Origin of the sequence: Saccharicrinis fermentans DSM 9555 = JCM 21142 (genome assembly GCF_000517085.1) — a bacterium.
In the GTDB taxonomy this organism is placed as follows: domain Bacteria; phylum Bacteroidota; class Bacteroidia; order Bacteroidales; family Marinilabiliaceae; genus Saccharicrinis; species Saccharicrinis fermentans.
Window position 1 is genome coordinate 1737050 of the sequence record NZ_KI912107.1, and the last position, 25743, is coordinate 1762792.

Consider the following 25743-nt stretch of genomic DNA (forward strand, 5'->3'; position numbering starts at 1 on the left):
AATATAATATAAAGAATAAATTGCAACTTTCTGTGCATCACTCTCTCTCTATTCATGTATGTTATAAGCCGTACAAAACCTCTTCTTTTAATAGTGTTAAACAGTACACAATATACTCATTTATGTAATATGGAATAGAAAACACAATGCAATATAAAATAAAGTGTTACCCAAATTATTTTTTTAGTCTAAAAAGAGAAACATAATACGCTTGGAATATACAAAATGAAGAAAAAAATAAACGATGTTCAACTTAGTTACCTAAATATTAATGACTATTCTGAACTAAAACAGGTAATGATTAGCTCTTACCATGCACTGGACGACGCCTATTGGGCATCAGAAAAAATTGAAAAGCTCATTCATATTTTCCCCGAGGGTCAGGTTGTCATCAAAGTCAATAATGACATTGCAGGGTGTGCACTCACTATCGTTGTTAATTCATCAGAATTGGATTCACATCATACGTATAGTGAAATAACTAGTAACTATACCTTTGATACCCACACAAATGAAGGCGATCTTTTGTATGGCATTGACGTATTTGTAAAACCAGAATTCAGAGGTCTTAGGTTAGGTAGAAGATTATATGATTATAGAAAGGAACTTTGCGAAAGACTTAATTTAAAAGGTATTTTATTTGGTGGTAGAATTCCCAATTATCACAAATACTCCAACAGCATATCCCCCCGTCAATATATAGAAAAAGTAAAAGCAAAAAAGATAAACGACCCAGTATTAAACTTTCAGCTTTCCAATGATTTTCACCCCGTAAGGATATTAAAAAACTACTTAAAAGGCGATGTGGAATCAGAAGAATATGCAGTTTTATTAAGGTGGGACAATGTATTTTATGAAAAACCGAAAACCAAGGCTTCTTCCATTAAGAAAATCGTACGAATAGGTGTAGTACAATGGCAAATGCGGTCCTATAAATCATCACAGGAGCTATTGCAACAAGTAGAATATTTTGTAGATGCACTGAGTGGTTACAAAAGTGACTTTGCCTTATTCCCTGAGTTTTTCAACGCCCCATTGATGGCAGCTTACAACCATCTGAGCGAATCAGATGCTATCAGAGAGCTGGCCAAATACACCGAAGAAATTAAGCAAGCCATGGCTAACCTAGCTATTAGCTATAATATTAATATTATCACCGGAAGCATGCCGGAATTGGTTGACAATACCCTATTTAATGTGGGCTATCTTTGCAAAAGAGATGGAAGCATTGAACGGTTTGAAAAACTACATGTAACTCCTGACGAAAGAAAAGTATGGGCATTACAAGGTGGTAGTGAAGTAAAAACTTTTAATACCGATTGCAGCCAAATTGGCATTCTAATTTGTTACGATGTGGAGTTTCCTGAGTTATCGCGTTTATTAGCTGACGACGGAATGGATGTATTATTTGTTCCCTTTTTGACAGATACACAAAACGGCTACTCAAGAATTAGAAACTGTGCTCAGGCCAGAGCCATAGAAAATGAATGCTATGTAGTTATTGCAGGCAGTGTAGGAAACTTACCCAATGTTCACAATATGGACATTCAATATGCACAGCCTATGGTCTTTACACCATGTGACTTCCAATTTCCAACCAATGGAATAAAAGCAGAAGCAACACCCAATACCGAAATGATACTTATTGCCGATGTTGACATGGACTTATTACGTGACCTGCGAAACCATGGCAGCGTGATGAACATGGCTGACAGAAGAAAAGACCTATATTCATTAAAACGAAACAATTAAATCAAAGTGCGTTTATTAAAAAATTTAAACGCCAATATTTATCAGAACAAGATTTTGACTATGTGTTTTTTGACCATAATCAACCTATTACGCTGTCAGCAAAAAGTAAAATTAAAGGCATCATATTATCCGGAGGTAAAGGCAATCCATACGAACCATTGAACCTTACCTCCAATTTTGTTGCAATGTTTAATTTTAATGTGCCTATATTAGGCTTTTGTTTAGGACATGAGATAATAGCGGTTGCCCATCGGGGCAGGATAAAAAAATTAGCAGATTACCATGGTAAAAAAGAACTTATTACCATCACAAAACCTTCTGACCCTATTTTTGAAGGACTGAATAAAAAAGATGTATCATTGGTAAAGAGACATTCTTTTTACGTCTCGGAATTACCCGATTCTATTGAGAATCTCGGTACTTCTGAAACTTGTTCAACAGAAATAATTGAACATAGAAACAAACCCATTTATGGTTTTCAGTCCCATCCCGAAGCTTCAGGAGCTGATGGACTATTGATTGTACGTAACTTTCTTAAAATATGTGGGATAAGTGAATAGTAATTTTTCAACATTAATAATATGGCACGTTTTTTAAAAAGTAACAAAGAACATATTGGTCTGGCTCCCGATCGTATTGTTTTTCGTGGAGAAAAAAAGATTGATGATACGCTGATACATCTTTTTAAGTATGATGAAGGATCGTTAACAGAAACAGAGATAGATGATTTAGCCAATTTAGATAAGTACGATTTAAAGAATGCCAATTCATGGATTAACGTATATGGACTTCATGATGAACGTGTTATGGCAAATTTCTCGAAATACCTTCATATAGCCCCCGTGATTATCTCTGAAGTTTTAAATACGCATAGCAGACCAAGAGTAATCGAATATGACAATTGTTTGTATGTTTCGGCCAAAATGGCAAGCCTTAAAATCAATGATGACCAAAAGGTAAATACCGAAAATATTGTTTTTCTACTTAAAGACAAACAATTAATCACCTTTCAAGAAAAAAAAGGTGATGTGTTTAATCCTGTTAGAGAACGGTTAAGAAACAATAAAAAAAAATTAAGACTATTGGGCTCTGACTATTTAATGTATACACTAATTGACATTATTATTGACAATTACACCTACATTATTAGTCGAATGGGTGAAAAAGTCGAAAATCTGGACGAAAAATTACTACATTCAACTGATCAATCTGTATTAACCGAAATAAGCTTCTATAAAAGCGAATTTATATATTTACATAAAACTATTTTTCCTTGTAAAGAAATGGTTTTTAACCTAAAAAAACTGGAATCTGAATATATACAAGATGATAACATTGTATTTTTTAGAGAATTACAGGGAAATATCAACCATGCAGTTGATTCATTGAACAATTACAAAGAAATACTAGCCAATCAACTAAACATATATCATACACAAATAAGCAGTAGGTTGAATGATATTATGAAGTTTTTAACCATCTTCTCTGTAATCTTTATTCCCCTTACTTTTATTGCCAGTATATACGGAACCAATTTTGAATTTATACCAGAACTAAAACTAACCTATGGTTATCCAATGATGCTTCTGGCTATGATTGTGGTTGCTTTGATAATGATTATTTATTTCAAAAAAAGAAAATGGATTTAATATTCACAATTCTTCACTTGATATAAACAACAAATAAACAGCATGTTACCTACTTATCAACGAAGTAAACCATACGAGATTCTCTTAGTTTTATTTTCCTAAATTTCTTATATAATAGGAGATACAATGAAATAAAATTACGGATATTGTCTCTTTACAACAATATTCAATACCCATACATTCACATTATAATTTTAACGATTAATAATGTGAAAAATGAAAACGCTAGATCAATCAAAAAAATCAGATGAAGAATTAATGCTCGCTTATTATGCAGGAGACAACAATAGTGTTGAACTTTTATATAACCGATATTATTTAAAAGTATTCAATAAGTGCTTATCCTTTGTAAAGAATGCCGATGATGCGTTTGATTTAACGCAAGACATATTTATGAAAGCATTTACCAAAAAGAATGCTTTCAAAGGGCATTCTAAATTTTCTACCTGGTTATATGCGATATCATTTAATCATTGTGTTACCATGCAAAAAAAACAGCTTAAGAGCAAAACGGAACCTTTTGAATTGATGACATTTTATTATGCCGACGACAATGATTTATTCACTTTAGAAGAACAAAAAGAAAGAGAGGAACAAGAGTTAAAGTTGTACAAAGCATTAGACGAAATACCCGAACAAGACAAAAAATTATTGGAATTAAAATACCACAATAATTATTCGGTACAAGATATTCAAACAGAATTAAAAATTTCGAAGAGTGCCATCAAAATGAGATTAATGAGAGCAAGACAGAAAGTTGGCAAGTATTACTATAGTGCAATATAGCATATAAAAACATATGTCCACACTTTTATATCGAACCATAAAATGAAACCCAATATACTATACCCTTTTTATCTAGAAGATGCGAAACAGACATCGCTGCGTATCCTAATTGAATTAGCTAAAAACTTAAATGTTGAGTTACATATTATAGTTGTTTCCAGAAATAATATATTCTCAATTAATGAATATAACTATGTTGATTCTAAACAGGGATTACTTAGCGATTTTTTTTACAAACTAAAACAAGCAAATCCGGCTATTATACTAGATCATGAAAAGTCAAAGACCCTAAAGGAAGGGACGCAAGTACATATTAATTTAACCAATAATAACCATTTGTCGCTGATTCACTACTTAAAAGAAAACTACTTGTGGGTTTTTGATTATCATGATTTTATTTCGATGGTCTTACCAGGCACATTTATTCAACAACTAAAGAAGCAGCAATGCAAGGTATGGGTTATTTCCAAAAATGGTAGCGGAATACTAACACAAACCCAAGATCTAATTGATAGATACCACAAAAATAAAAGAACGGCTCATCACATACATAGGGATGCTTTGCCCTTGGACTTCATGTAGACGACCAAATTATTCTAACAATGCCCTATTATATAGCCGGGAGGGAATAACCCTCCCGGTCTAGTCTATAAGTCCTTTGCTGATAGCATACTTTACCAATCCCACATTATTCTTAATTCCAAGCTTCTCAAGCAGGTTTCTTCTATGGGTATCTACCGTACGGGTACTAATAAAAAGCTTAGCAGCAATCTCTTGATTAGAATATTCCTGACTGATCAATTTTAGTATTTCAACTTCCCTTTTTGAAAGTGGAATATTTGATTTTTTCGTTTTCTCACTAAAAGGATTCTGAATTTGTTTCATCAAACTAATGGACACTTCTTTACTAAAATAACTATCACCCTTGGCGACACATTTAATCGCAGTTAAAAACTCATCCTTACCTGCATTTTTAAGAATGTATCCATTCGCTCCAGCTTCAAAAGCTTGCATAATAAATTCGGGCAATCCTAACATCGACAAAATTAATATATTACTATTGGGATTGGCCTGCGTTAATTTTTCAGTTACTTCAATTCCATTCGGTATCCCCATATCAATATCTAGTATGATCACATCAAAGTGATTGGTTGAGCTCAGGCTCAAAACTTCCTTACCATTAGAAGCCTCTACAATAGAGTCTATACCTTTCTCTTTACTCAGCAAAGATTTAATACCTTCTCTAAATATTTTATGATCGTCGGCTAGTAAAATTTTCAGTTTCTCCATTATAAATTACATTTTATAGGAATTTCAATACTAACAACTGTACCTCGTCCTATTTCTGAATCAAGGTTAAATTCACCTTCCAGTAATCTAACCCGAGTTTCAACATTCGTTAAGCCAATACCCTGATGACTAGAACCTAACGATGCCCTCACAAAACCAACCCCATCATCTTCAACCATTAGAATAATACTGTGCTTATGTTGAATAATCTGCACCAAAATATGACTTGCTTTGGCATACTTGATGGCATTATTAATTACCTCTTGTGCACACCTAAAAATATTTAGTTCAATCTCATCATTAAACCTCGATTCGCTTTTCATATTGGTATAAAACTCAATATTTAGCTTCTTAGTTTCATTTAACTTAGAAATAAGGTTGTTAAATGCTGAATACAAACCAAATTCATCCAATGTTCTGGGAACCAAACGATGAGATAACGATCGCAAATCATCCGATACGATATCAATCGTTTCGCTGATACTCTTTAATAACTCTGGTTGTGAAAAATTTTGACTGCTAATCTGCTCAACGATCGTATCAAAACTAAATTTAACGTAGGACACCAAAGGCCCTAAACCATCATGAATCTCTCTTCCGATTCTTCTCCTTTCATTCTCTTGTCCTTCAAGTATCGCTTGAACAGAAGCCACTTCCACATCTTCTGATGGTCCTGACGGTTGTGCAATAAGAATAATATCTTCATGTGATACACTAACCTGCATATTAACGTGAGCATCAGACGAAATATCAAAAATAAAAGAAAACGATTTTACATTTTGCGACTTGCGCGTATTTACTTCCTCCACAAGTCTGTTTAAGTATACATTTTCCTTCACTTTTTCATCACTATGGTCTTCCATCCCCATCACATGAAGAAAAGCCTCATTATAAAAAATAACTTGATCATCCAATGATAGAACTAAGAAACCCACTGGTAATAAGTTCGCTAACCTGTACTGCTGGTCAATCGTTAATGCGTGCCTTGTTGTATTCATTATAATGTAAAAATACTGTAAAAGATGTGACCTATTATCATCCCTAGAGTCTAAATAATAAAAAAAGATTCTATAACATGAGATATTTAATTTAATAAAATGTCAAAAACCATAAAACGCGAAATTAAAAAGAAAAAGGTAAAGAATCCTCCCATAAAGGAGAAAGGTTCAAAAACAAACCTTCGCTTTCACCTTTTGCAAGAAGTTGAAGAGCAGTAGACTTCCAACGCGCCTTGTATCAGGCCTGTTTTTAGCATGTATATGCACCACTCAGCCAGCTTATGGAGTGCCTTTCATATAGCTGGCTTTATTTTGCTTTCATCGAAATACAAATAACCGGAAAAATTATTTTGAAAATTACAAATCAATCCTTTACACAGCGCACAGAGAAACCCATTTCCATGGCTGCACTAGTTATGAATGCTTCTCCATAATTATGAAATATTTCAAGAATTTCAACAAGTGAATACTCCTCTGTTACACTCCACCAGAAACCTCTTTCACCCTTCTTATAAAATTTTCCATTATTACCGCGACGACCTCCCGGTAAAGCTGAAAAGCCAATTTTATTGGTGGCCCCTACATTAGGACTTGCCCAATATGCTGATTCATTCTCCTTCAGTACGCCTCCAGCAATTTCCTCTCCTCCCAAATATTCAAACAAAGTCATCCATTCCGAAGCTGTTGGTATATGCCAACCTTTGGGGGCTAACATCCCTTTATTTACTGCATACCAATTATATAAACACCCGTAAGTCGCCAAAGTATCAACATCCTTACTATTGTTATAAATACAGTAAGCCCCTGTTTCTAGCTTAGACCATTCTGCACCATCCGCCACATAAGGAATAGCCGTACCATCGTTATAAGTGGTACTTCGCAAATTTTCTGCCATCCAGGTTTGAGTACCTATGGTTATGGTTTTATAGCTATTACCATCCTGGTCAGTCATGGTACCATAAGTAACATCATAGTCTATATCTGGTATTGGTACTTCCTCTTTTACAGGCTCAACATCTTCTTTCTCGGCTTCTTTTTTGCTTTCATCGAAATACAAATAACCCGTAAAGTCATTTTTACCATGTTGAGCGCCTAAACTTTTCATGTATGCAGCAATGGCTTCGTGTTCTTTGTAGGGCATCCAGCCCTGATGATCTTCAGAGCGCGCATAAGCAATAGCATAATCCAAAGGACTATTCCCATCCAATGCACATAAATTAATATCTGCTCCTGCAGCTACCACTGCTTTTACGGTTGCCAGATCTCCTGCAGCCATGGCATGTAAAAGAACAGTTACACCGAAGCCCTCAGTACTATCTCGTGAATTAATATCCAAACCCATATCTACCAATACGGGTATCATCTTTTCACGACCCCCACAGGCCGCCAAATGCAAAGCATTTAATTTACGACTGGTACTTACTGCATGAATATTGGCTCCTTTTTCAACCAAGTACTTAACAATCTTCACCGCCTCCCATTCTACTGCTTCTAACTCTTCTGCTGTATAATGACTTTGTCTTTTCAATGTCTCTAAAGCACCTGCTGCATTTAAAAAGGGCGTATTTGTGGGGTTTCTACCTTTGTAAATATAATCTATTTCAGCACCCCTTTCTATTAACTCTTTTATTCTTAACTCAAACGATCCTTCCCAAATCTGATTTGTTTCTATCCATAAATACGTACTAAGGTCTTCAACAGTAGAATCATCATAATTAGGACGTATTTGACTTTGACACTGGCATAGTATGCACAGATATACAAATATTGCTATAATAGATGTTTTCATATGTTTATAATTTGTTTCTTATGGTCATATGGAACTCGCCGTGATAATCATTCACCTGTGTGAGAGATCACTCTCATGGCTCGTTTCATATGATTATAATTAAATTTTTAATGACTACATGAAATTAGCCTGAATCAATCATATCCCTGTATATGAAGCAATTCCCTTAGATCGTTTCATAAGTCTAAACACAATTTTTAATGGACACATAGAACTCACAAAAACTAATCATACTCCTATACTAGAATTAATTTTCATGACTTTTTTCATGTTTCCCTATTTTTATTACACTTAAAAATTCTAATTACTGTGAACTCTCATATTTTTAGAATTTAATAGCCTCATATTTTAATATTTGTTCTTTTGTCATTAAGTCTGTGATATTAATACTATCCATACCTATTTGGGGAGTTTTCAATCCTTTTATAATTTTACGAAACTCGTCCTTATTCCTCGCGCTTTTCAAAACAGTTAAAACAGCTTCTCCCCTTTGCTCATCCGAATAATCATCCACATAATCGCTGATACCTTTTCGCATATCGTAAATCAAATTCACTTTCATTTGCCAAGTAGCATAATTCCAACGCGCTTTATCGTTTTTTGCTTTTAGCACCTGCGAACAATTCAACACCCGCTTGCGCCACCGCTTCTGGGCGTTCTCCACGACTACATTTCAGTCCTAAATCGGTTGAGACAGATGCGCAAGCACCAATTTTCAGATCTACATTATCCTTATTCAATACAGCTTTGCTGTCCAAAACGGCCTCTGTTGAATACCTTAAAAATTGCGCACTGACATTGGAATCAATGACGGCATTATCAGTAAAAAACTCATTATTACAACTTCTATTAAAATCTTCTAAGGAATCAACCAACCCTCCGTCCTCTTTCCAAATTTCTTTCTTAAAAAAATTACATTCTGCAGTCTTAATTACATTATTATCTACTTTTTTGTTATTCTCCCTATTCTCCTTAAAAATTTGTTGCTTCACCTGCTTTCGGTTAAACCACCGATTATGATTCTTAATTTTCTCACTTCTAACCCGTACCATTCTAACTCCAGCAACAGCATCTTTTCCTCTCACCCTTATAAACTCAGAATGCACATTATTGCTAATATTATGTCCTTTGGCAATAACTGACTTATAAAAGGCAAATTCTTATTCGACTGATAAACATAAGCATCTGAAGGCTCATAAGGGAAATTCTTTTTCAAGAACTGGCGGTATTTGTTTTCATTGATAGAAACAGGACAGAAGTACTCATAATGCAAAGATGTAAGCCATCGTTCAAGGCCTTCCATCTCTAATTTAACTTTAAACATATGTGTTAGGTTGTTTTATTAAATATTAGAACAAAATTATTCTAATAAACATAAAAAAGCAACAAATTGCAGGATAAGTCTATCGATGAAATAATACAGAAGGAGCATTCAAGTGGACAATCAGAGGATAAATCAGGTCAATATCAGAAAGCTCAATAACCAATAAATAAGGAGTACTCATGGTGGTGTAATTTTTTAGGCTCTTGGATATCCCATTGGAAGTTATAATAACTTCGTATGCTATTTTTTTTCCCACGAGTATCTCATTAATTGTCCGCACATAGCTCAACATTAAATGACCGTCCTTTTTGATTGCTTCGGATCTATGACGAATGCTTTTGCCCGATTCTTCACCACCATGGCATATACAACTTAATTTGGCATTAGAAACCAATGCCAGATTCGATGCATATTCTAATATAAACTTAGGTTCTCTGCTTAAATTCACTGGAACAATAATTCTCTTTAGCGGCATACATCTTCTTTTAATATTTAGACTTAGAAGGTGTTTTAGGTCACCAATAGAGAGAATACATATGATACTGGTGACCAAATCAAAAAGTATGGTCTCAAGGATATACAAAATAAAAAAAGACAACAATGAAAAAACAATTATTACTTATTTCTATGCTAATGTTAGCAGTTACATTTGCCTTTGCACAGAATGTAAATGTACCCAAAGTAGTTAAAGCCGCTTTTGACAAAAAATATCCGGGTGCAGAAAATCCAGTTTGGAAAAAAGCCAATACAAACTTTCAAGTACACTTTAAAAAAGACACCAAACAGCAGGCCTACTTTTCGCCAGATGGAAAATGGTTAAAAACAGCTATAGTAATTGATGAAGAAGAGTTACCAGAAGCTTCAGTGAAATACATACAAGAAAGCTACGAAGAATATGAGCTAAAACAGGCCCAAAAAATTGTCACCAATACAGGAAAAACCAGTTATATGGTAATTCTAATGGTAGACGAAGAGAAAGTTAAATTGGGATTCAACGCATCAGGGGAATACGTGGTTAAATAATTTTCCATCTAATTATAGGCTGTTTAATAAGAACAAATCAATTTTAAACAGCCTATTTATACCTTCACATGCTGCCCTACAATATCCTTAAATACCATAGTTAAACACATAAGCAACAATTCATATTACGAAAACAAATCTTTAATATCTTCTGCTTGCAATGTTTTCATAATATTTTCATCGGTTTGAACGATATCACCTGCTATTTTTTTCTTTTTACGTTGTAGCTGCAGTATTTTTTCCTCAACAGTATCTTTACATATCATGCGATAAGCAAAAACCTTTTTATCCTGACCAATTCTGTAACAGCGGTCAATGGCTTGATTTTCCACGGCAGGGTTCCACCATGGATCCACGATATAAACATAATCGGCCGCTGTAAGATTTAATCCGGTACCTCCGGCTTTCAGGCTAATTAAGAACACCCGCAAGTCCTCATTTTCCTGAAAATTATTAACTGATTTCTCACGTTGCACAGCAGTACTCTGTCCATCCAGATACTCATAATCGATATTTCGTCTATTCAATTCAGTTTTAATCAGTCCTAACATTTTAACAAACTGAGAAAATATCAATATTTTATGATGAGCCGTTTTATCGGTTATATGCTGTACAATCTCCTTAATTTTAATGGACTCGGTACTGGCCAAGCTATCATCATTTAGCAAAGCCGGCGAGTCACATATCTGTCGCATACGTGTCAAGGCCTCCAGCACCATTAATTTCGATTTTTCAATACCTTTATTTTCAACCTGTTCAAGTAATTTATCTTTAAATTCGTTTCTATAAGCATCGTATATTTTTCTTTGTTCGTTCTCCATTTCACAATAGATCACATCTTCTGTTTTCTGCGGGAGTTCAGAAGCAACCTTTTCTTTGGTTCTACGAAGAATAAAGGGTCTAATCAATCGCTGAAGCTCTGCTGCAATATTATCATCACCTTCCTTATCAATGGCATTAGAGAACTGTGACTTAAAGCCTGTGGCTCCACCAAAGAATCCCTTATTCACAAAACTCATTTGTGCATAAAGATCAAAGGTACTATTTTCAATAGGAGTACCAGAAAGTGCGATTCTATTATTAGCCTGTATTAAGTTAGCCGCTTTAAAGCGTCGTGAGGCAGGATTTTTAATGGCCTGTGATTCATCCAACACAGCATAATTAAACTTGAATTGTCTCAGCATATCAATATCACGGAGCAAAACACCATAGGTTGTAAAAATCAAATCAAAATCATTGAAATCATTGATATCTTTGGTACGATTAATTCCATAATGATAGTATGCCTTCAGTTCCGGAGCAAACTTAGCAAGCTCATTTTCCCAGTTAAAAAGCAAAGTAGTTGGAACAACGATAATATTAGGTATTTGATCCTTGATAACCACATGCTGCAAAAAGGTAAGTATCTGCAGTGTTTTACCCAGTCCCATATCATCGGCCAAGATACCACCCCATCCCATTTCATCCAGAAAATTAAGCCAATTTAAACCTTCTTTCTGGTAGCCTCGTAATACAGCATTGATCTGTTTAGGCACTTGTGTATGGGATATCTCTTTAAAGTTAGCGAGTCTTTGTCGTTTTTCTGCGATATCACTTAAAATATCCGCATCATCAATATCCTCGAACAACTCATCTATAATAGCAAAGCGCATCTTTGAAACAGAAAGCTTTCCATCACGTACTTCTCCATGTCTAAAAAACTTCTCAAGCTTGTGCAGCCACTCGTTGGGCAGCATTCCTACTCTACCATCTTTTAACTGTATATATTTTTGTTGGTTCAGTACGGCTCTTTTTATATCGGAGAGCTTAACCTGGGTATCTCCAAAGCTAACCTTCACATCTACTTCGAACCAATCCTGACCACTACTTATGGTTGTAGATACTTTACCTGCAAAGGGAGAATATTTAAAATTCTTCAGTTCTTTCAAACCAAATACTTCCACCTCCATATGTTGCATGTGTTCAAAGAAACGATAGAACCACATATCTTCGGTAAATGTATCATAATGAAGATAAAAACGTTTGTCTTCAACTTGTTCTTTAAAAAAAGGATGAAGCTCAGCGATATTGTTCACAAAATCTTCTTCTAACTCTATATTTCTTTTGTATTCTGTTACTTCTCCGTTTTCATCCACCAGAACATTCCCCGACTGATTTAGCATGACGGAAACACCGTTATGATATTCCACCTGAGGGGTAATAATAAGAAAGTCGTGTAATTCAGAAAGATACACTTGCTTTTTTCTAAAATCCAGTTCTACAGAATCTATCTCAAAACCTGAGTTACCAAAATCAATCTCAAAGTTTTTAGAAAGCGGCATCACTATCTCGTTAAAAAAATGGCGTTTATGTGATTTTACCATTTTCAAATCCTGTTGCCACACTTCTATATGTCTGGCTACATTATAATTCACAGGTACACCAATTTTCCCTTTATACAAGAATGCACGTGCTTTACGAAAAAACAAATCCACCTCTCCGGCCTCAACCACTTCTCCATCAATATTTAACACAAGCTTCAAACCCACAAAGGTATCGTCTTCAAAAGCCAGGTATTTAGCTGTAACAGGTTGTTTCAAAACCTCAACATTACTTAACTCCGATTTTTTTACCTTAAACTCACTCACCGTTCTGTAATGAACGATCTTTTCTTTGGCCAACAAATGTATCATTTGTCGTTTTATAGAAAACTCCGTTTTAGGAGACCGTGTATTATCAAGTTTTTCTACGCACTTAATAATTTCCTGTGCATTTTTAGAGACCTTTACCTTATCAACATCCTCATATTCATCCCATCGTTCAATATGGCTGGTTAATTGGGTTCTTTCTTTATTTGGCTTACCAACCACTGGAATCACAGCAAAGTTAGCCGCACTATCAAACTCTTCATAATCATCCTTGTTAAACTGAAGGATAAAACCCAACAAGCGCTCCTCATTTTTTCTAGGAATATCTTCCAACATTAAATCGTCTTTGTTGATCTCATCAATCAAAAGTCGAAAATTAGTTTTAACATGAGGGTTAATGGGCAGCAGACCTGTTTGATCAGGGCGAAATTGAATGACCAAACCACTATCGGGATGAAAAACATATGTAAAGAACTTGCCAAAATCTTCGGTTGCTGGCAAACCATAGTTTTCCAGTGTTTCTCTTTTCTTATCTTCAAGTTTGTCTGAAAAAAGAATATCCAGCAAATCAGGATTAGCCGAACGAGCAATTAACACTAAGGTATGTGCCTCTACCTTATTTAATTTAGGTATAGGTTTTTTGCTACTACTTGAAATATAAACCCTCTCATTAATAAACTTAATGGTCGCATACTGTCTATCGTAATAGCTGGTATATTCAAATGTTATTTCATCATCTCCAAATATGACATCCTCCAACAAAAGATTATTATAACCATGTAAAATATCATTGATCACACTAACGGAAGTATTGTCTTCAATATCATCGATAGATATAAAACGAAACTTCTCATACAAATAACCATGGGCAGTTCTCAATGAGGAGATGGTAGTCTGACTGCTCTCTATAGGTTTATGTTCTCCCCCATCTTTTATATACATTAAAGCAGCAACTGAATGTTCACATATACTCCCCCATGTGGTAGCACAAGAACATGTTGTTTTTAAATCCTTTCGGTTTAAATCCTTTATGCTAACCGTATATAACTGCGCTCCTTGTACCTGAAAGTGCCAGGTATCTGATGCGTTATTGGCATATTTCAGCACAACCTCACCATTGTTATAAATTTGCACACCACTCTCAATCACTTGAGGAGAAGCCTTAATACCGATTATTCGGTCAATATATTCTTGCGAATCAGATAGAGACATATTTTATTTCTATGAAAAAAATGAAGCTCTAAAGATAGTAAGAGCTATTGGCATAGAAAACTTTCTTTTTCAACAAGAAATGCAACTGCCTTAAACCATATACATTACACGATAAAAAAACTTACATCGAGCTAATGTATGACATGTTCAAATAAAGGTTTAGTGCCATGCAAGCAGTGTATGACCACCACCTCACTTGTATTTAAAGTTCACTACGCCCTTGTAATGGAATAATTAATTCGTTGTTAAGAACTTCATATCCAATATTTTCTTTTTATGCAAAACGGGCTTATAGGGAATCGTAAAGAAAAAAGTAGACCCTTTACCTGGCGTTGAAGTAAACCAAATTTTACCCCCCAGCAATTCTACAGATGCTTTTGATATAGCCAAACCGAGCCCACTACCTTCATATTTTCTTGAATAACATCCTTCATCACCTTGACGAAAACAATCAAATATGATTTCCTTATATTGAGGAGATATCCCTATACCAGTATCCTCTACCGAAAACATCAACTCTGTTTCATTAATAATCTTGTAGCATATCTTCACATAACCATCGTTGGTAAACTTTATTGCATTATCAATAAGCACATTAAGTATTTGGGTTAATTTATTTCTATCGGCCATCACCTTATCTTCATCCTTTTCCAATTCTCCCTGAATAAATAAATCAATACATGCCTTGTCCTTAACTTTAATACTAGCCATGGCACTGGCATACAAATCCTCCATTACTTCCCCTAACGAAAAAACACTCTCCAACAAAGGAGTCTGACTTACCATCAAATTCGACATCTCAATATAGCTATCTATTTGTTGCATTAGGCGATCTCCAGAATACTTTATATTATTGAAGAAATCTTGCTTTTCTTCTTGTTTTATATTGGGCTCCACTAGGAGGTGCGAGAAACCAATAATCGCATTTAAGGGCGTACGAATTTCATGGCTAATATTAGCAATAAATGTTGATTTTAAACGGTCGCTTTCTTCTGCCTTATTCTTGATAATAATCAATTCAGTATTTTGTTGAATCAATTTTCGTTCCACCGCCTTTAGCTTCTTGTTTAATGTATATAGGTAGTCAACAGTAAATAATAAAACAAAATTAAGACAAGTCCCTAAAATTGTAGACAAAGACATCATCACTCCATAATCCACTTCGAGGATATGTATAGCAACGAAGCGATGTGCAATTAATAACAGTTGTACACCTATAGCATAATATAAGTTAAACGCCCAATATGTCAACAAAACTGGTATTATTGAAACTATTAACATTGTATTTCCAATGGACGGATATACAGTATAATATGAACTTACATATACAAAAAGCATGGCTATAGATAAAAATTTAGCGCATAGTAATTTAGACATGCGTTTTATCCCTAAGATCATATTGCAGTTATAATATTTTTTCGTGTGTCTAAAACTTATTTTCATCTATCACTTAGAGTCTTCCGGTGCTCACAGTTCACTATGTGAGTACAACTCTTACATGACTCATTTCAGATACTCAAACCCTCAAATTTATAACCTTTACGTGTTAAACAGGATAATGTTATAATTTACACTAAATATTTCAAGTCATTACTTATTTTTATCCAATGCTTCGGCCACATCATACCATGCGCCTCCATTGCGTACATTGGTCATTCCATTTTCTTGAAGAAACTGCCACGCCGAAAAACTTCTTATTCCTGCGGCACAACAAAGCACAATGGATCCTTTAATGGCTTTTATTTCCTCCATTCTTTGCACTATCTGATCCAAAGGAATATTGATAGATCCCTCAACCTTTCCACTGGCAAACTCCATGGATGAGCGCACGTCTATTACTGTTACTTTATTGTTCATGTGTTTAAATATGTTTCTATAACTGCTTTCGTAATTCAATCAACTTATTTACAATAGAGGGATCTGCCAATGTGGAGATATCACCAAATTCTTCGGTTTGGTTGGCGGCTACCCTTCTCAGTATTCTACGCATAATCTTACCAGATCTTGTTTTAGGAAGTCCAGGAGCAATTAATATTTGATCAGGCGTAGCGATGGGACCAATATGGTGTCTTACTTCGTTACGCAGTTCCCCCACCAACTCTCCATTGGAAGAATACCCTTCTTTCAAGATCACATAAGCAAAGATACCTTCACCTTTAATTTGGTGCGGAAACCCCACAACAGCCGCCTCTGCACAAAAAGGGTGTGACACAAGGGCTCCTTCAATTTCGGCTGACCCTATTCGATGGCCTGAAACGTTCATTACATCATCAGTACGTCCTGTCAACCAGTAATAACCATCCTTATCTCGCATGGCACCATCTCCGGTCAGGTAATACCCCTTAAATGTATCTAGATAAGTCTTCATGAAGCGTTGATGGTTTCCCTGAATGGTTCGTGCTATACTAGGCCATGGTCTTTTGATGGCCAAGAGACCAGATACATCATTGCCATGCACCTCTTCGCCCTGGGGCGTTAACAATACAGGTTCAATCCCAAAAAATGGCAGTGTAGCAGAACCTGGCTTTGTGGCAATCGCATCAGGCAATGGCGATATCATAATACCACCTGTCTCTGTCTGCCACCAGGTATCCACAATAGCACATTTTTGCTCACCCACCACCTCATCATACCATTTCCAGGTATCAGGACTGATAGGTTCCCCAACAGTACCCAATACTCGAAGACTACTCCGGTCATATTTCTTCACAAAACGATCACCTTCACGTTGAATAGCTCTAATAGCTGTGGGAGCCGTATAGAACTGTGTAATTTTCAAACGCTCCACCATATCCCAATAACGACCTGCATCTGGATAATTGGGAACACTTTCAAAAATAACAGTGGTGGCTCCATTTACCAGAGGTCCATAAACAACATACGAATGTCCTGTTATCCAACCTATGTCTGCTACGCAGGCATAAACATCACCCGGTTGATAATCAAAAATATGTTGATGAGTTAAAGCAGTATATAACAAATAACCGGCTGTTGTATGCGCCAATCCTTTGGGTCTACCTGTGCTCCCTGATGTATAGAGCAAAAACAAGGTATCTTCAGAATCCATATGTTCAATAGGACAATAGGGCCTTTCAGCTTCCATCGCCTCATTTAACCACACATCCCGAGGTTCAAAAAAAGGCACTTTACTATCGGTTCGTTTGGCCACAAAAATATGTTGAACCGTAGGACAAGCAATCACAGCTTCATCTACAATTCTCTTCAGAGGAATAATACGTTTACCACGAACACCCTCATTGGCAGTAATCACGGCTTTGCATTGAGCGTCATTGATTCTGTCCCGTAATGCCTCTGCACTAAACCCTGCAAACACAACCGAGTGAACCGCCCCTATCCTTGCACATGCGAGCATAGCATAAACGGCTTCCGGTATCATGGGCATATAAAGTGCCACCCGATCCCCTTTTCTAATTCCATGGTGACGAAGCACATTGGCTAACCGCGATACTTCACGCAACAACTCTTTATAAGTAATCTGTTTCCCCTCATCCGGCTCATTGGATTCCCAAATCAAAGCGATCTTATCACCATTTTCTTTGGCATGACGATCCACACAATTTTCACAAGCATTCAACTTACCTCCCAAGAACCAGGATATCATCCCCTCCTCAAAATCACAATTAGATACCTCTTCAAAATCATGTTGCCAACGCAATATCTTTTTCGCTTGCTGTTTCCAAAAACCTTCAGTATCATCCATACTTTCTTTGTACATTGTTTTGTACGCATCAAAATTTGTAATAAGCGGTTGTTGGATAGAATCGCTTAGCGGGCTGTGAAAAGGCTTGTGATTTTCCATAGAATTGAGTTTTAAGAATTAATATTCAAAAGTCATTATAGATAACAAAAAAGACATCCTTTTGTTGAGACAAAACAGCTCAACACCTTGATTTAAAATATCTTTTCACTGGTCTATACTGATGAATATTATCCAATTCCTGTTTCCGTTCAGGACTTGCCATCACATATTCTTTGCACGCATCAGAACAAGTACCCTCATAGCTGGAAGCACACTCTTCACACTGAATAAAAAGCAGATTACACCTTACATTAGAACAATTCACATGTGTATCACAAGGTTTGCCACACTGATGACAATGGCTGATAACATCATTGCTGATTCTTTCTCCCAAACGATTATCAAACACAAAATTAACCCCTTTAAACCTATTCTCCTCCTGAATTTGATCCACTTGCCTTTTATAATCGATGATACCTCCATAAAGCTGGTTTACATCCTTAAAACCATGATGTTTTAAAAAGGCACTGGTTTTTTCACATCTCACCCCTCCGGTACAATACAGCAATACTTTTTCCTCTTCTTTTCCTTTCAAAATTTCAAGCACTTCGGGCAACTCATCTGCAAATTTCTCCGCCTGTGGTGTTATGGCTCCTTCAAATTTACCCACCTCACTCTCATAATGATTTCGCATATCCACCACCAAAGCCCCCTGATCCATGGCTCTATTCCATTCCCTGGCATCCAAATGCTTACCCACATTGGTTACATCAAATTCATCATCATTGAGGCCGTCAGCAACTATTTTATTGCGTACTTTAACTTGAAGTTTTAAAAATGATTTACCATCATCTTCCACGGCTATCTTCAGTGGAATATCCTTTAAATATTCATTATTCTGTATGCAATCCACAAATTTCTCCCAATAATGTTCCGGTACATTCATTTGTGCATTGATACCTTCCTTTGCCACATATATTCTTCCTAGGCAATCCAATTCATTCCAAGCCGCAAATAATTTGTTTCGTAATTCAAATGGGCTTTCAACAATTACATAGCGATAAAACGATACTGTTTTACGTTTAAATGTTTCCTTATCCAATTTTTCCTGCAAGGCCTCTGGGCTCAACCTATTAATAAGCTTTATATTTCCTTTATTGGGATCCATTATCTATTTTATTTTTTTTACAAATATAATAAAGATATAAGGGTCTTAAAATATGATTATGCTAAAAATTGTTATCTGAATAAATAGAAGCAAGAATCATTACAAGTACAGACACAAAAAAGCCTTTCTGAAAAAAATGATTCAAAAAGGCTTTTGTTTTTATGTAATAAAGGCTATTAAAGTTCTTTAATAGATGAGCGAGCTCACTTATTTCGTGCAATTTAATAAATCTCTTTCTTAGCAGCTTTTAAAGTATTTTGCAATAGAGATGCGATGGTCATAGGCCCCACGCCCCCCGGAACAGGTGTGATCCAGCTACATTTCGATGCCACCTCATCAAAGGCCACATCTCCTTTCAACTTCCAACCCGATTTTGTTTTATCACTCTTCACTCGTGTTGTTCCCACATCAATTACTACAGCACCCTCCTTCACCATATCTTCTTTAACAAATTCAGGTGAGCCAATGGCTGCAATAATGATATCGGCCGATAGACAAAGCGCTTTAAGGTTTGCTGTACGACTATGACATACTGTAACGGTAGCATCTCCAGGATATCCCTTTTGAGAAAGGAGGATACTCATGGGGCGCCCCACAATATTACTTCTTCCTATCACTACCACATGCTTCCCTGATGTTTCAATTTCATATCGTTTTATCAGCTCCATAATACCCTGTGGAGTTGCCGAAACAAAAGCCGGTGAACCAATGCTCATTCTACCTACATTCTGAGGATGAAAACCATCCACATCCTTACGATAATCAACAGCATCAGTTACTTTTTCTTCTGAGATATGTTTAGGTAAAGGAAGCTGAACTATAAATCCATCAATATCTTCATCCCTATTTAACTCTTCTACTTTAGCCAACAACGCTTCCTCACTTACATCTTCATCAAAGCGCACCAACGACGACTTATAACCCACATATTCACAAGCCTTTATTTTTGCGGCTACATAAGTCTCACTACCACCATCATGTCCTACAAGGATGGCAGCCAGATGGGGCACTTTACCACCATTTTTCTTTATCTGACTTACTTCTGCCGCAATTTCATCTTTCACAGTTTGTGCGGTTGCTTTTCCGTCAATTATTTGCATTGTTGAATAAGTTATAATATTGAAAATAAATACATATTAAAAATAAAGCTCTCACCACGGGGAACCTATCTTCTTCCGAAAGGCATATTTTGCATCATACGTCCCATATTTTTCCCTTGGGTCATCATGCGCATCACCTTACGAGTATCTTCAAATTGTTTAATCAGTCTGTTTACTTCCTGAATATTGGTACCGCTACCGTTGGCTATACGTTTACGACGACTACCATTCAACATTTGAGGATTTTCACGTTCATCTGGTGTCATGGAGTAGATAATCGCTTCAATACCTTTAAAAGCATCGTCATCAAAATCCATATTTTTAAGAGCCTTACCCATTCCAGGAATCATTCCAGCCAGGTCTTTTAAGTTACCCATTTTTTTGATTTGCTGAATCTGGCTCAAAAAATCGTTAAAGCTAAACTGGTTTTTAGCAATTTTCTTTTGGAGCTTGCGGGCTTCATCAGCATCAAACTGTTCTTGTGCACGTTCAACCAACGAAACAATATCACCCATACCCAGGATACGATCAGCCATACGACTGGGATGGAAAACATCAAGAGCATCCATCTTTTCGCCCATACCCACGTACTTAATCGGTTTTTCAACCACACTACGTATAGATAAGGCCGCACCACCACGAGTATCACCATCCAGCTTGGTTAGTATTACCCCGTCAAAATTCAAGCGATCGTTAAATTCTTTGGCTGTATTAACAGCATCCTGACCAGTCATGGAGTCCACCACAAACAAAATTTCATCGGGGCTAACTGCTTTTTTGATAGCAGCAATTTCGTTCATCATCTGCTCGTCAACGGCCAAACGTCCTGCTGTATCCACAATTACAACATCATAGCCATTGGTCTTTGCGTGTTTTACACCGTCTTTAGCCAGTTTAACAGGATCGTTATTACCTTCCTCTGTATAAACATCAACACCTATTTGCTCTCCCAACACCTGCAACTGATTAATAGCGGCAGGACGATAAACATCACCAGCGACCAATAAAGGCTTTTTACCTTTTTTATTTTTTAAGAGGTTCGCCAATTTACCCGTATGGGTTGTTTTACCAGAACCTTGAAGTCCTGCCATCAAAATAACAGCCGGATTTCCGTTCATATTAATATCAACAGATTCTCCACCCATTAATTGTGCCAGCTCATCGTGCACTATTTTAACCATCATCTGTCCTGGTTGCACTGCGTTTAGCACATCAGAACCTAAGGCTTTTGCTTTTACATTTTCCGTAAAAGTCTTAGCTGTCTTGTAGTTAACATCAGCATTCAAAAGCGCTCTACGCACATCTTTTAAAGTTTCGGCAATATTTATTTCGGTAATTTTACCTTGCCCTTTTAAAAGCTTAAAGGAACGCTCCAGTTTTTCCGACAGATTATCAAACATTCTTTCTATTTTTTAATTTCAATGTGCAAAAATATAAAATATTTGCTAATTCCGTTCACTTATAAAGAGCTCCTTGTAATACGCCACCGTATTTTCTATAAAAGCCTCTTTTTCCAGCTCCGTAGCGCTTATAATTTCCGGATAAAAAAAATGTTGCATCAGATCCATATCACAAAAACCAAATACCTCATGACCATGAATAGCTGTTAAGTTAGGCAACAAATTATCTTGGTCATCTTCAGAAACTGAATTACCCATAGAAGTATGCATTACAACGGCCCTACCTGTTAATAAACCTTCCATACCATTTTTACCGGAGCGATACGCAAAGCCATAAGAAAACACCCGGTCGATATATCCCTTTAGGATGGCGGGAAAGGAAGCCCACCATAGGGGATAAACCACCGAAATGAGATCTGCATCTTCTACAAAGGCCTGCTCTTTATCCACATCTTCAGCTATGATACCTTTTTTAAGGTTATTCAGTTCTTCTTTTTTTAGTACAGCATTAAAATCCATGGCGTACAAATCTCTAACAATAACGGTATTCAAGGGTTCAGAGCATTGTTTAATCCGATCTACCAGCTGTCGCGAAAAACTATCCTCCGAAGGGTGTGCATATATTATTAAATGTGTCATTCAAATTGATTATTAGTTATAAAGAAAGTAACAGTCGTACTTAAAATAAGTTTTTAAAGGACCTTATAGTTACTCCTTTTTGAAAAAAAAAGAAGTATCATGCTTCAATTTCATTCTAGTAAATTATTTTTGCTGGTTTATTTTTAGTGAACATGAAAATTTAGAGCGCTGATTGAATGGATAAATTAATTATAGTATTAAGCCACAACAGAAATTTAGGAATGCTTACTATTCCCTATTTTGCAGAGGATAAACAGGGATCATCATCACTTAGCTTAACTGAAATGGTAAATACCGAGAATCCTTCGGTTCATGATTACAATTTTTCAACCAGAGAACTGGAATTATTAGAGATCATGAAAAAATTGAGTGATAAATATCTCTTTAAAATTTTCTCCCGTGAAAAAAACATCAAGCTATTCTACGAAAATATAGACCCTAAAAAATTCAAAAATCACATCCGTCCACACATAGAAAAATACATGTACGCCTGTTTTAACAAATTGGCCAAAAGTCCCGACATTCCCATTTACTATAAAGGTGAAAAATACAGTAATCTTTATAAAAGTGATATAATATCGGTGTATGAAGAGGAAGTAGAGCCCGTATTTTATTTTAACCTGACACAAGAAGGCATTGATTACTCATTAAAACTTAAACTTTCGGGAGAAGACCTTACAATTACACATAAAAAGCCATTAGTTCTTACCGACTCACCATGTACCCTATTAATACGTGAAAAGCTTTATCGCATACCGAGTACTGACAGTAAAAAATTCTTACCTTTTTTTGATAAGCAATACATCAACGTACAAGCAAGAAGTGTAGCTACCTATATGGATACATTTGTTTCAAAAGCCGTAAAGAACAATCACGTGGTAGCTTCAGGTTTTGAAATAAAGGAAGCCCAAACAAAACCAACAGCGATCATTTCGTTGGAACGAGACATTAGTCAGCAGCCTGTTCTGGTGCTAAAATATAAATATGCACACAAAGAATATTTGGCTCACAGTCAGTCAGGTACACTAGTACAACTTCAAAACCAAAATAATACTTACACTTTCACCAAATACAAACGAAGTATAGAATGGGAAAATAACATTATTGAAATACTTCGCTCCATTGGCCTGGAAGCAAAAATGGGCGCCAACTTCTTACCCGTTCGTACCAAAAACACCCAACATTCTATTTATACACTCATTGATTGGTTAAATAAAAACATAACCTTTTTACAGGAACACAATATTAAAGTGATTCAAAAGACTTTAGAAAATAAATACTTTGTTGGACAATATAGTTGTGAACTTAAAAATGAACAAGGAGAAGATTGGTTCGACCTGAAAATGATAGTGAAAGTGGGAGAATTCCAAGTACCTTTCATTAAGATGAGGAAACATATCATCATTGGTAAAAATGAATATGTATTACCCAATGGAGATATTTTTATCATACCGCAGGAGTGGTTCACCCAATATGGCGATATATTGTTATATGCAGAAGAAAAAGATGATAAAATAATACTCAACAAAATGCATTACAGCCTGTTGGAAACTCCATCAAACCGTAGTCATGAAAAGATAAAAAATATCTCAATTGAGAATGCTGCCAAGGTGCCCAGCACACTCAATGCCCAACTTCGCCCCTATCAGTTGCAGGGGTTTAACTGGATGCATTATTTACACGAAAACAATTTTGGCGGAATTTTAGCAGATGACATGGGTTTGGGAAAAACCTTACAGACTATTACACTGCTACTCAAAATATATGAGACACAAGGATTAAGGCAGAGCAAGCCACAAGCAGCCGCTCAAATGAATCTCTTTGAACCTTCCACCATAGAAGGATTTAATACCAGTGGACTTGCCACCAGCTTAATTGCCATGCCAACTTCTCTTATTCACAACTGGCTTAACGAATTTCAAAAATTTGCGCCTAGTTTAAAGGTTTATATATACTCGGGCACCAAAAGACTAAAATCAAAGGAAATAGGTAAAATAATCCGTCATTATCATGTGGTATTAACTTCATATGGCGTGCTTAGAAACGACATTGCCTACCTAATGCACTATAAGTTTCATTATTTCATTTTAGACGAGAGTCAATACATAAAAAATCCCAATTCAAAAATATACGAGGCCATTTCAAAAATTGACTGTCATAAAAAGATGGCTATAACAGGCACTCCCATAGAAAACTCACTAACAGACCTTTGGGCACAGATGAACTTTGTAAATAAGGGTTTGCTAGGAAATCTCAACTTTTTCAAACGTCATTTCATAACCCCTATTTCAAAAGACAATAATGAGGATCAAGAAGAAAAATTACAAAACCTCATAGAACCCTTTGTACTGAGACGTACCAAAGAAAAAGTCGCCAAAGAGTTACCTCCTATTAATGAACAAATACTATACTGCGATATGACCGCAGAGCAAAGAAAAATATATGAATCAGAAAAATCCGGTATCCGAAATGAACTCCTTCAAACCCTTGAAAATGGAGGAATGCAAAAGACCACATTTTTGGCTCTTCAAGGGCTCACTCGTCTACGACTGTTAGCTAACCATCCCAAGTTAGTAAATCCAGACTTCAAGGGTGAATCAGGCAAATTCAATATTATAGTAGACAACCTTGACAGCATTACCAACAAAAAACATAAGATTCTTATATTCTCTTCCTTTGTAAAAGATTTGGAGCTAATTGAAGATATATTAAAGCAGCGAAAAATTAAATACAGTAAATTAACCGGAAAAACCAGCAATCGTCAGCAAGTGGTTGACGACTTTGAGGCCAAGGAAGATTATAAGGTATTTTTAATCTCCTTAAAAGCAGGGGGTGTTGGACTAAATCTGATTAGTGCCGACTATGTATTCCTACTCAACCCATGGTGGAACCCAGCAGCCGAAGCACAAGCCATCAATAGAGCACACAGAATTGGACAAACAAAAAATGTTTTTGTGTATCGCTTTATATCGATGGATACCATAGAAGAAAAAATAATGAAATTACAAGAACACAAATCTAAATTAGCAGATACCTTTATCAATTCAAACAATCCATTTAAAAACATGAATGAAAATGAAATAAAAGAACTATTCTCATAAGTTCCAAATACCAGTATTCCACAAGCTATACAAAACAAAGTCCTTGCACAATAAACCAATTAATTACAACAGCGTTGTACAAGGGTATTCATTCTGCCTTTTATAAAATCATTTACATGGTATGA

The 25743-nt window shown here is 35.9% G+C and carries 22 protein-coding genes; 7 read left to right on the forward strand and 15 right to left on the reverse strand.

The window, feature by feature from the left end; genetic code table 11:
* Nucleotides 1-225 precede the first annotated feature (225 nt).
* The 5 genes from CYTFE_RS0106980 (at nt 226) to CYTFE_RS0107000 (ending at nt 4769) form a co-directional block, all read left to right on the forward strand.
* On the forward strand, nt 226-1752 hold the full coding sequence (locus CYTFE_RS0106980; RefSeq protein WP_027471229.1) for a carbon-nitrogen hydrolase family protein: 1527 nt from the start codon (nt 226-228) through the stop codon (nt 1750-1752).
* A 14-nt stretch (nt 1753-1766) separates the two neighbouring features.
* Nucleotides 1767-2312 (forward strand): glutamine amidotransferase-related protein, encoded by a 546-nt coding sequence (locus CYTFE_RS25390; RefSeq protein WP_262504895.1) that lies wholly within the window; start codon nt 1767-1769, stop codon nt 2310-2312.
* Between the two features lie 21 nt (nt 2313-2333).
* Nucleotides 2334-3401: a magnesium/cobalt transporter CorA gene (corA, locus tag CYTFE_RS0106990; RefSeq protein ID WP_027471230.1), complete on the forward strand. Its 1068-nt coding sequence runs from the start codon at nt 2334-2336 to the stop codon at nt 3399-3401.
* Between the two features lie 216 nt (nt 3402-3617).
* Nucleotides 3618-4187, forward strand: a complete 570-nt coding sequence (locus CYTFE_RS0106995; RefSeq protein ID WP_027471231.1) for an RNA polymerase sigma factor — start codon at nt 3618-3620, stop codon at nt 4185-4187.
* A 42-nt stretch (nt 4188-4229) separates the two neighbouring features.
* A complete protein-coding gene (locus CYTFE_RS0107000) occupies nt 4230-4769 on the forward strand; it encodes a hypothetical protein (protein ID WP_027471232.1) in 540 nt (179 codons plus the stop codon).
* Nucleotides 4770-4829: 60 nt separating this feature from the next.
* Here CYTFE_RS0107000 and CYTFE_RS0107005 read toward each other — a convergent pair whose 3' ends face one another.
* The 7 genes from CYTFE_RS0107005 to CYTFE_RS0107040 form a co-directional block, all read right to left on the reverse strand.
* Nucleotides 4830-5477, reverse strand: a complete 648-nt coding sequence (locus CYTFE_RS0107005; protein WP_027471233.1) for a response regulator transcription factor — start codon at nt 5475-5477, stop codon at nt 4830-4832.
* Entirely contained in the window at nt 5477-6475 is a 999-nt protein-coding gene (locus CYTFE_RS0107010; protein WP_027471234.1) for a sensor histidine kinase, read from the reverse strand. Before CYTFE_RS0107010 ends, CYTFE_RS0107005 begins: the two co-directional genes overlap by 1 nt.
* A 364-nt stretch (nt 6476-6839) precedes the next feature.
* Entirely contained in the window at nt 6840-8264 is a 1425-nt protein-coding gene (locus CYTFE_RS28515; protein ID WP_052343051.1) for an FISUMP domain-containing protein, read from the reverse strand.
* 325 nt (nt 8265-8589) lie between these two features.
* Nucleotides 8590-8877 (reverse strand): hypothetical protein, encoded by a 288-nt coding sequence (locus CYTFE_RS0107025; RefSeq protein WP_027471235.1) that lies wholly within the window; start codon nt 8875-8877, stop codon nt 8590-8592.
* Nucleotides 8855-9349 carry a hypothetical protein gene (locus CYTFE_RS0107030; RefSeq protein ID WP_027471236.1) on the reverse strand — a complete coding sequence of 165 codons (495 nt, stop codon included), beginning with the start codon at nt 9347-9349 and terminating at the stop codon, nt 8855-8857. Before CYTFE_RS0107030 ends, CYTFE_RS0107025 begins: the two co-directional genes overlap by 23 nt.
* Nucleotides 9350-9351: 2 nt before the next feature.
* The gene (locus CYTFE_RS0107035; protein ID WP_027471237.1) at nt 9352-9588 is read right to left on the reverse strand and encodes a hypothetical protein; all 237 of its coding nucleotides are present in this window, start codon (nt 9586-9588) and stop codon (nt 9352-9354) included.
* A 79-nt stretch (nt 9589-9667) separates the two neighbouring features.
* Nucleotides 9668-10063, reverse strand: coding sequence for a hypothetical protein (locus tag CYTFE_RS0107040; protein ID WP_027471238.1), 396 nt, complete (start codon nt 10061-10063; stop codon nt 9668-9670).
* Nucleotides 10064-10188: 125 nt separating this feature from the next.
* On the opposite strand from CYTFE_RS0107040, the gene CYTFE_RS28520 reads away from it, so the two are divergent.
* On the forward strand, nt 10189-10611 hold the full coding sequence (locus CYTFE_RS28520; protein ID WP_052343052.1) for a PepSY-like domain-containing protein: 423 nt from the start codon (nt 10189-10191) through the stop codon (nt 10609-10611).
* Nucleotides 10612-10736: 125 nt separating this feature from the next.
* On the opposite strand, the gene CYTFE_RS28525 is transcribed toward CYTFE_RS28520, so the two are convergent.
* The 8 genes from CYTFE_RS28525 to CYTFE_RS0107085 all read right to left on the reverse strand — a co-directional run bounded on the left by CYTFE_RS28525 (nt 10737) and on the right by CYTFE_RS0107085 (nt 22517).
* On the reverse strand, nt 10737-14450 hold the full coding sequence (locus CYTFE_RS28525) for a DEAD/DEAH box helicase (protein WP_052343053.1): 3714 nt from the start codon (nt 14448-14450) through the stop codon (nt 10737-10739).
* A 234-nt stretch (nt 14451-14684) separates the two neighbouring features.
* Nucleotides 14685-15827: a sensor histidine kinase gene (locus CYTFE_RS25410; protein WP_052343054.1), complete on the reverse strand. Its 1143-nt coding sequence runs from the start codon at nt 15825-15827 to the stop codon at nt 14685-14687.
* 213 nt (nt 15828-16040) lie between these two features.
* Nucleotides 16041-16307 (reverse strand): rhodanese-like domain-containing protein, encoded by a 267-nt coding sequence (locus tag CYTFE_RS0107060; protein ID WP_044212782.1) that lies wholly within the window; start codon nt 16305-16307, stop codon nt 16041-16043.
* 16 nt (nt 16308-16323) lie between these two features.
* Nucleotides 16324-18270: an acetate--CoA ligase gene (gene acs, locus CYTFE_RS0107065; protein WP_027471240.1), complete on the reverse strand. Its 1947-nt coding sequence runs from the start codon at nt 18268-18270 to the stop codon at nt 16324-16326.
* A 79-nt stretch (nt 18271-18349) separates the two neighbouring features.
* Nucleotides 18350-19378 (reverse strand): oxygen-dependent tRNA uridine(34) hydroxylase TrhO, encoded by a 1029-nt coding sequence (gene trhO, locus CYTFE_RS25415; protein ID WP_044262638.1) that lies wholly within the window; start codon nt 19376-19378, stop codon nt 18350-18352.
* Between the two features lie 221 nt (nt 19379-19599).
* Nucleotides 19600-20478: a bifunctional methylenetetrahydrofolate dehydrogenase/methenyltetrahydrofolate cyclohydrolase FolD gene (folD, locus tag CYTFE_RS0107075; RefSeq protein WP_027471241.1), complete on the reverse strand. Its 879-nt coding sequence runs from the start codon at nt 20476-20478 to the stop codon at nt 19600-19602.
* 65 nt (nt 20479-20543) lie between these two features.
* Nucleotides 20544-21878 (reverse strand): signal recognition particle protein, encoded by a 1335-nt coding sequence (gene ffh, locus CYTFE_RS0107080; protein ID WP_027471242.1) that lies wholly within the window; start codon nt 21876-21878, stop codon nt 20544-20546.
* Between the two features lie 45 nt (nt 21879-21923).
* A complete protein-coding gene (locus CYTFE_RS0107085) occupies nt 21924-22517 on the reverse strand; it encodes an NAD(P)H-dependent oxidoreductase (RefSeq protein WP_027471243.1) in 594 nt (197 codons plus the stop codon).
* Between the two features lie 176 nt (nt 22518-22693).
* On the opposite strand from CYTFE_RS0107085, the gene CYTFE_RS0107090 reads away from it, so the two are divergent.
* A complete protein-coding gene (locus CYTFE_RS0107090; protein ID WP_027471244.1) occupies nt 22694-25618 on the forward strand; it encodes a DEAD/DEAH box helicase in 2925 nt (974 codons plus the stop codon).
* The last annotated feature ends 125 nt before the right edge of the window (nt 25619-25743 follow it).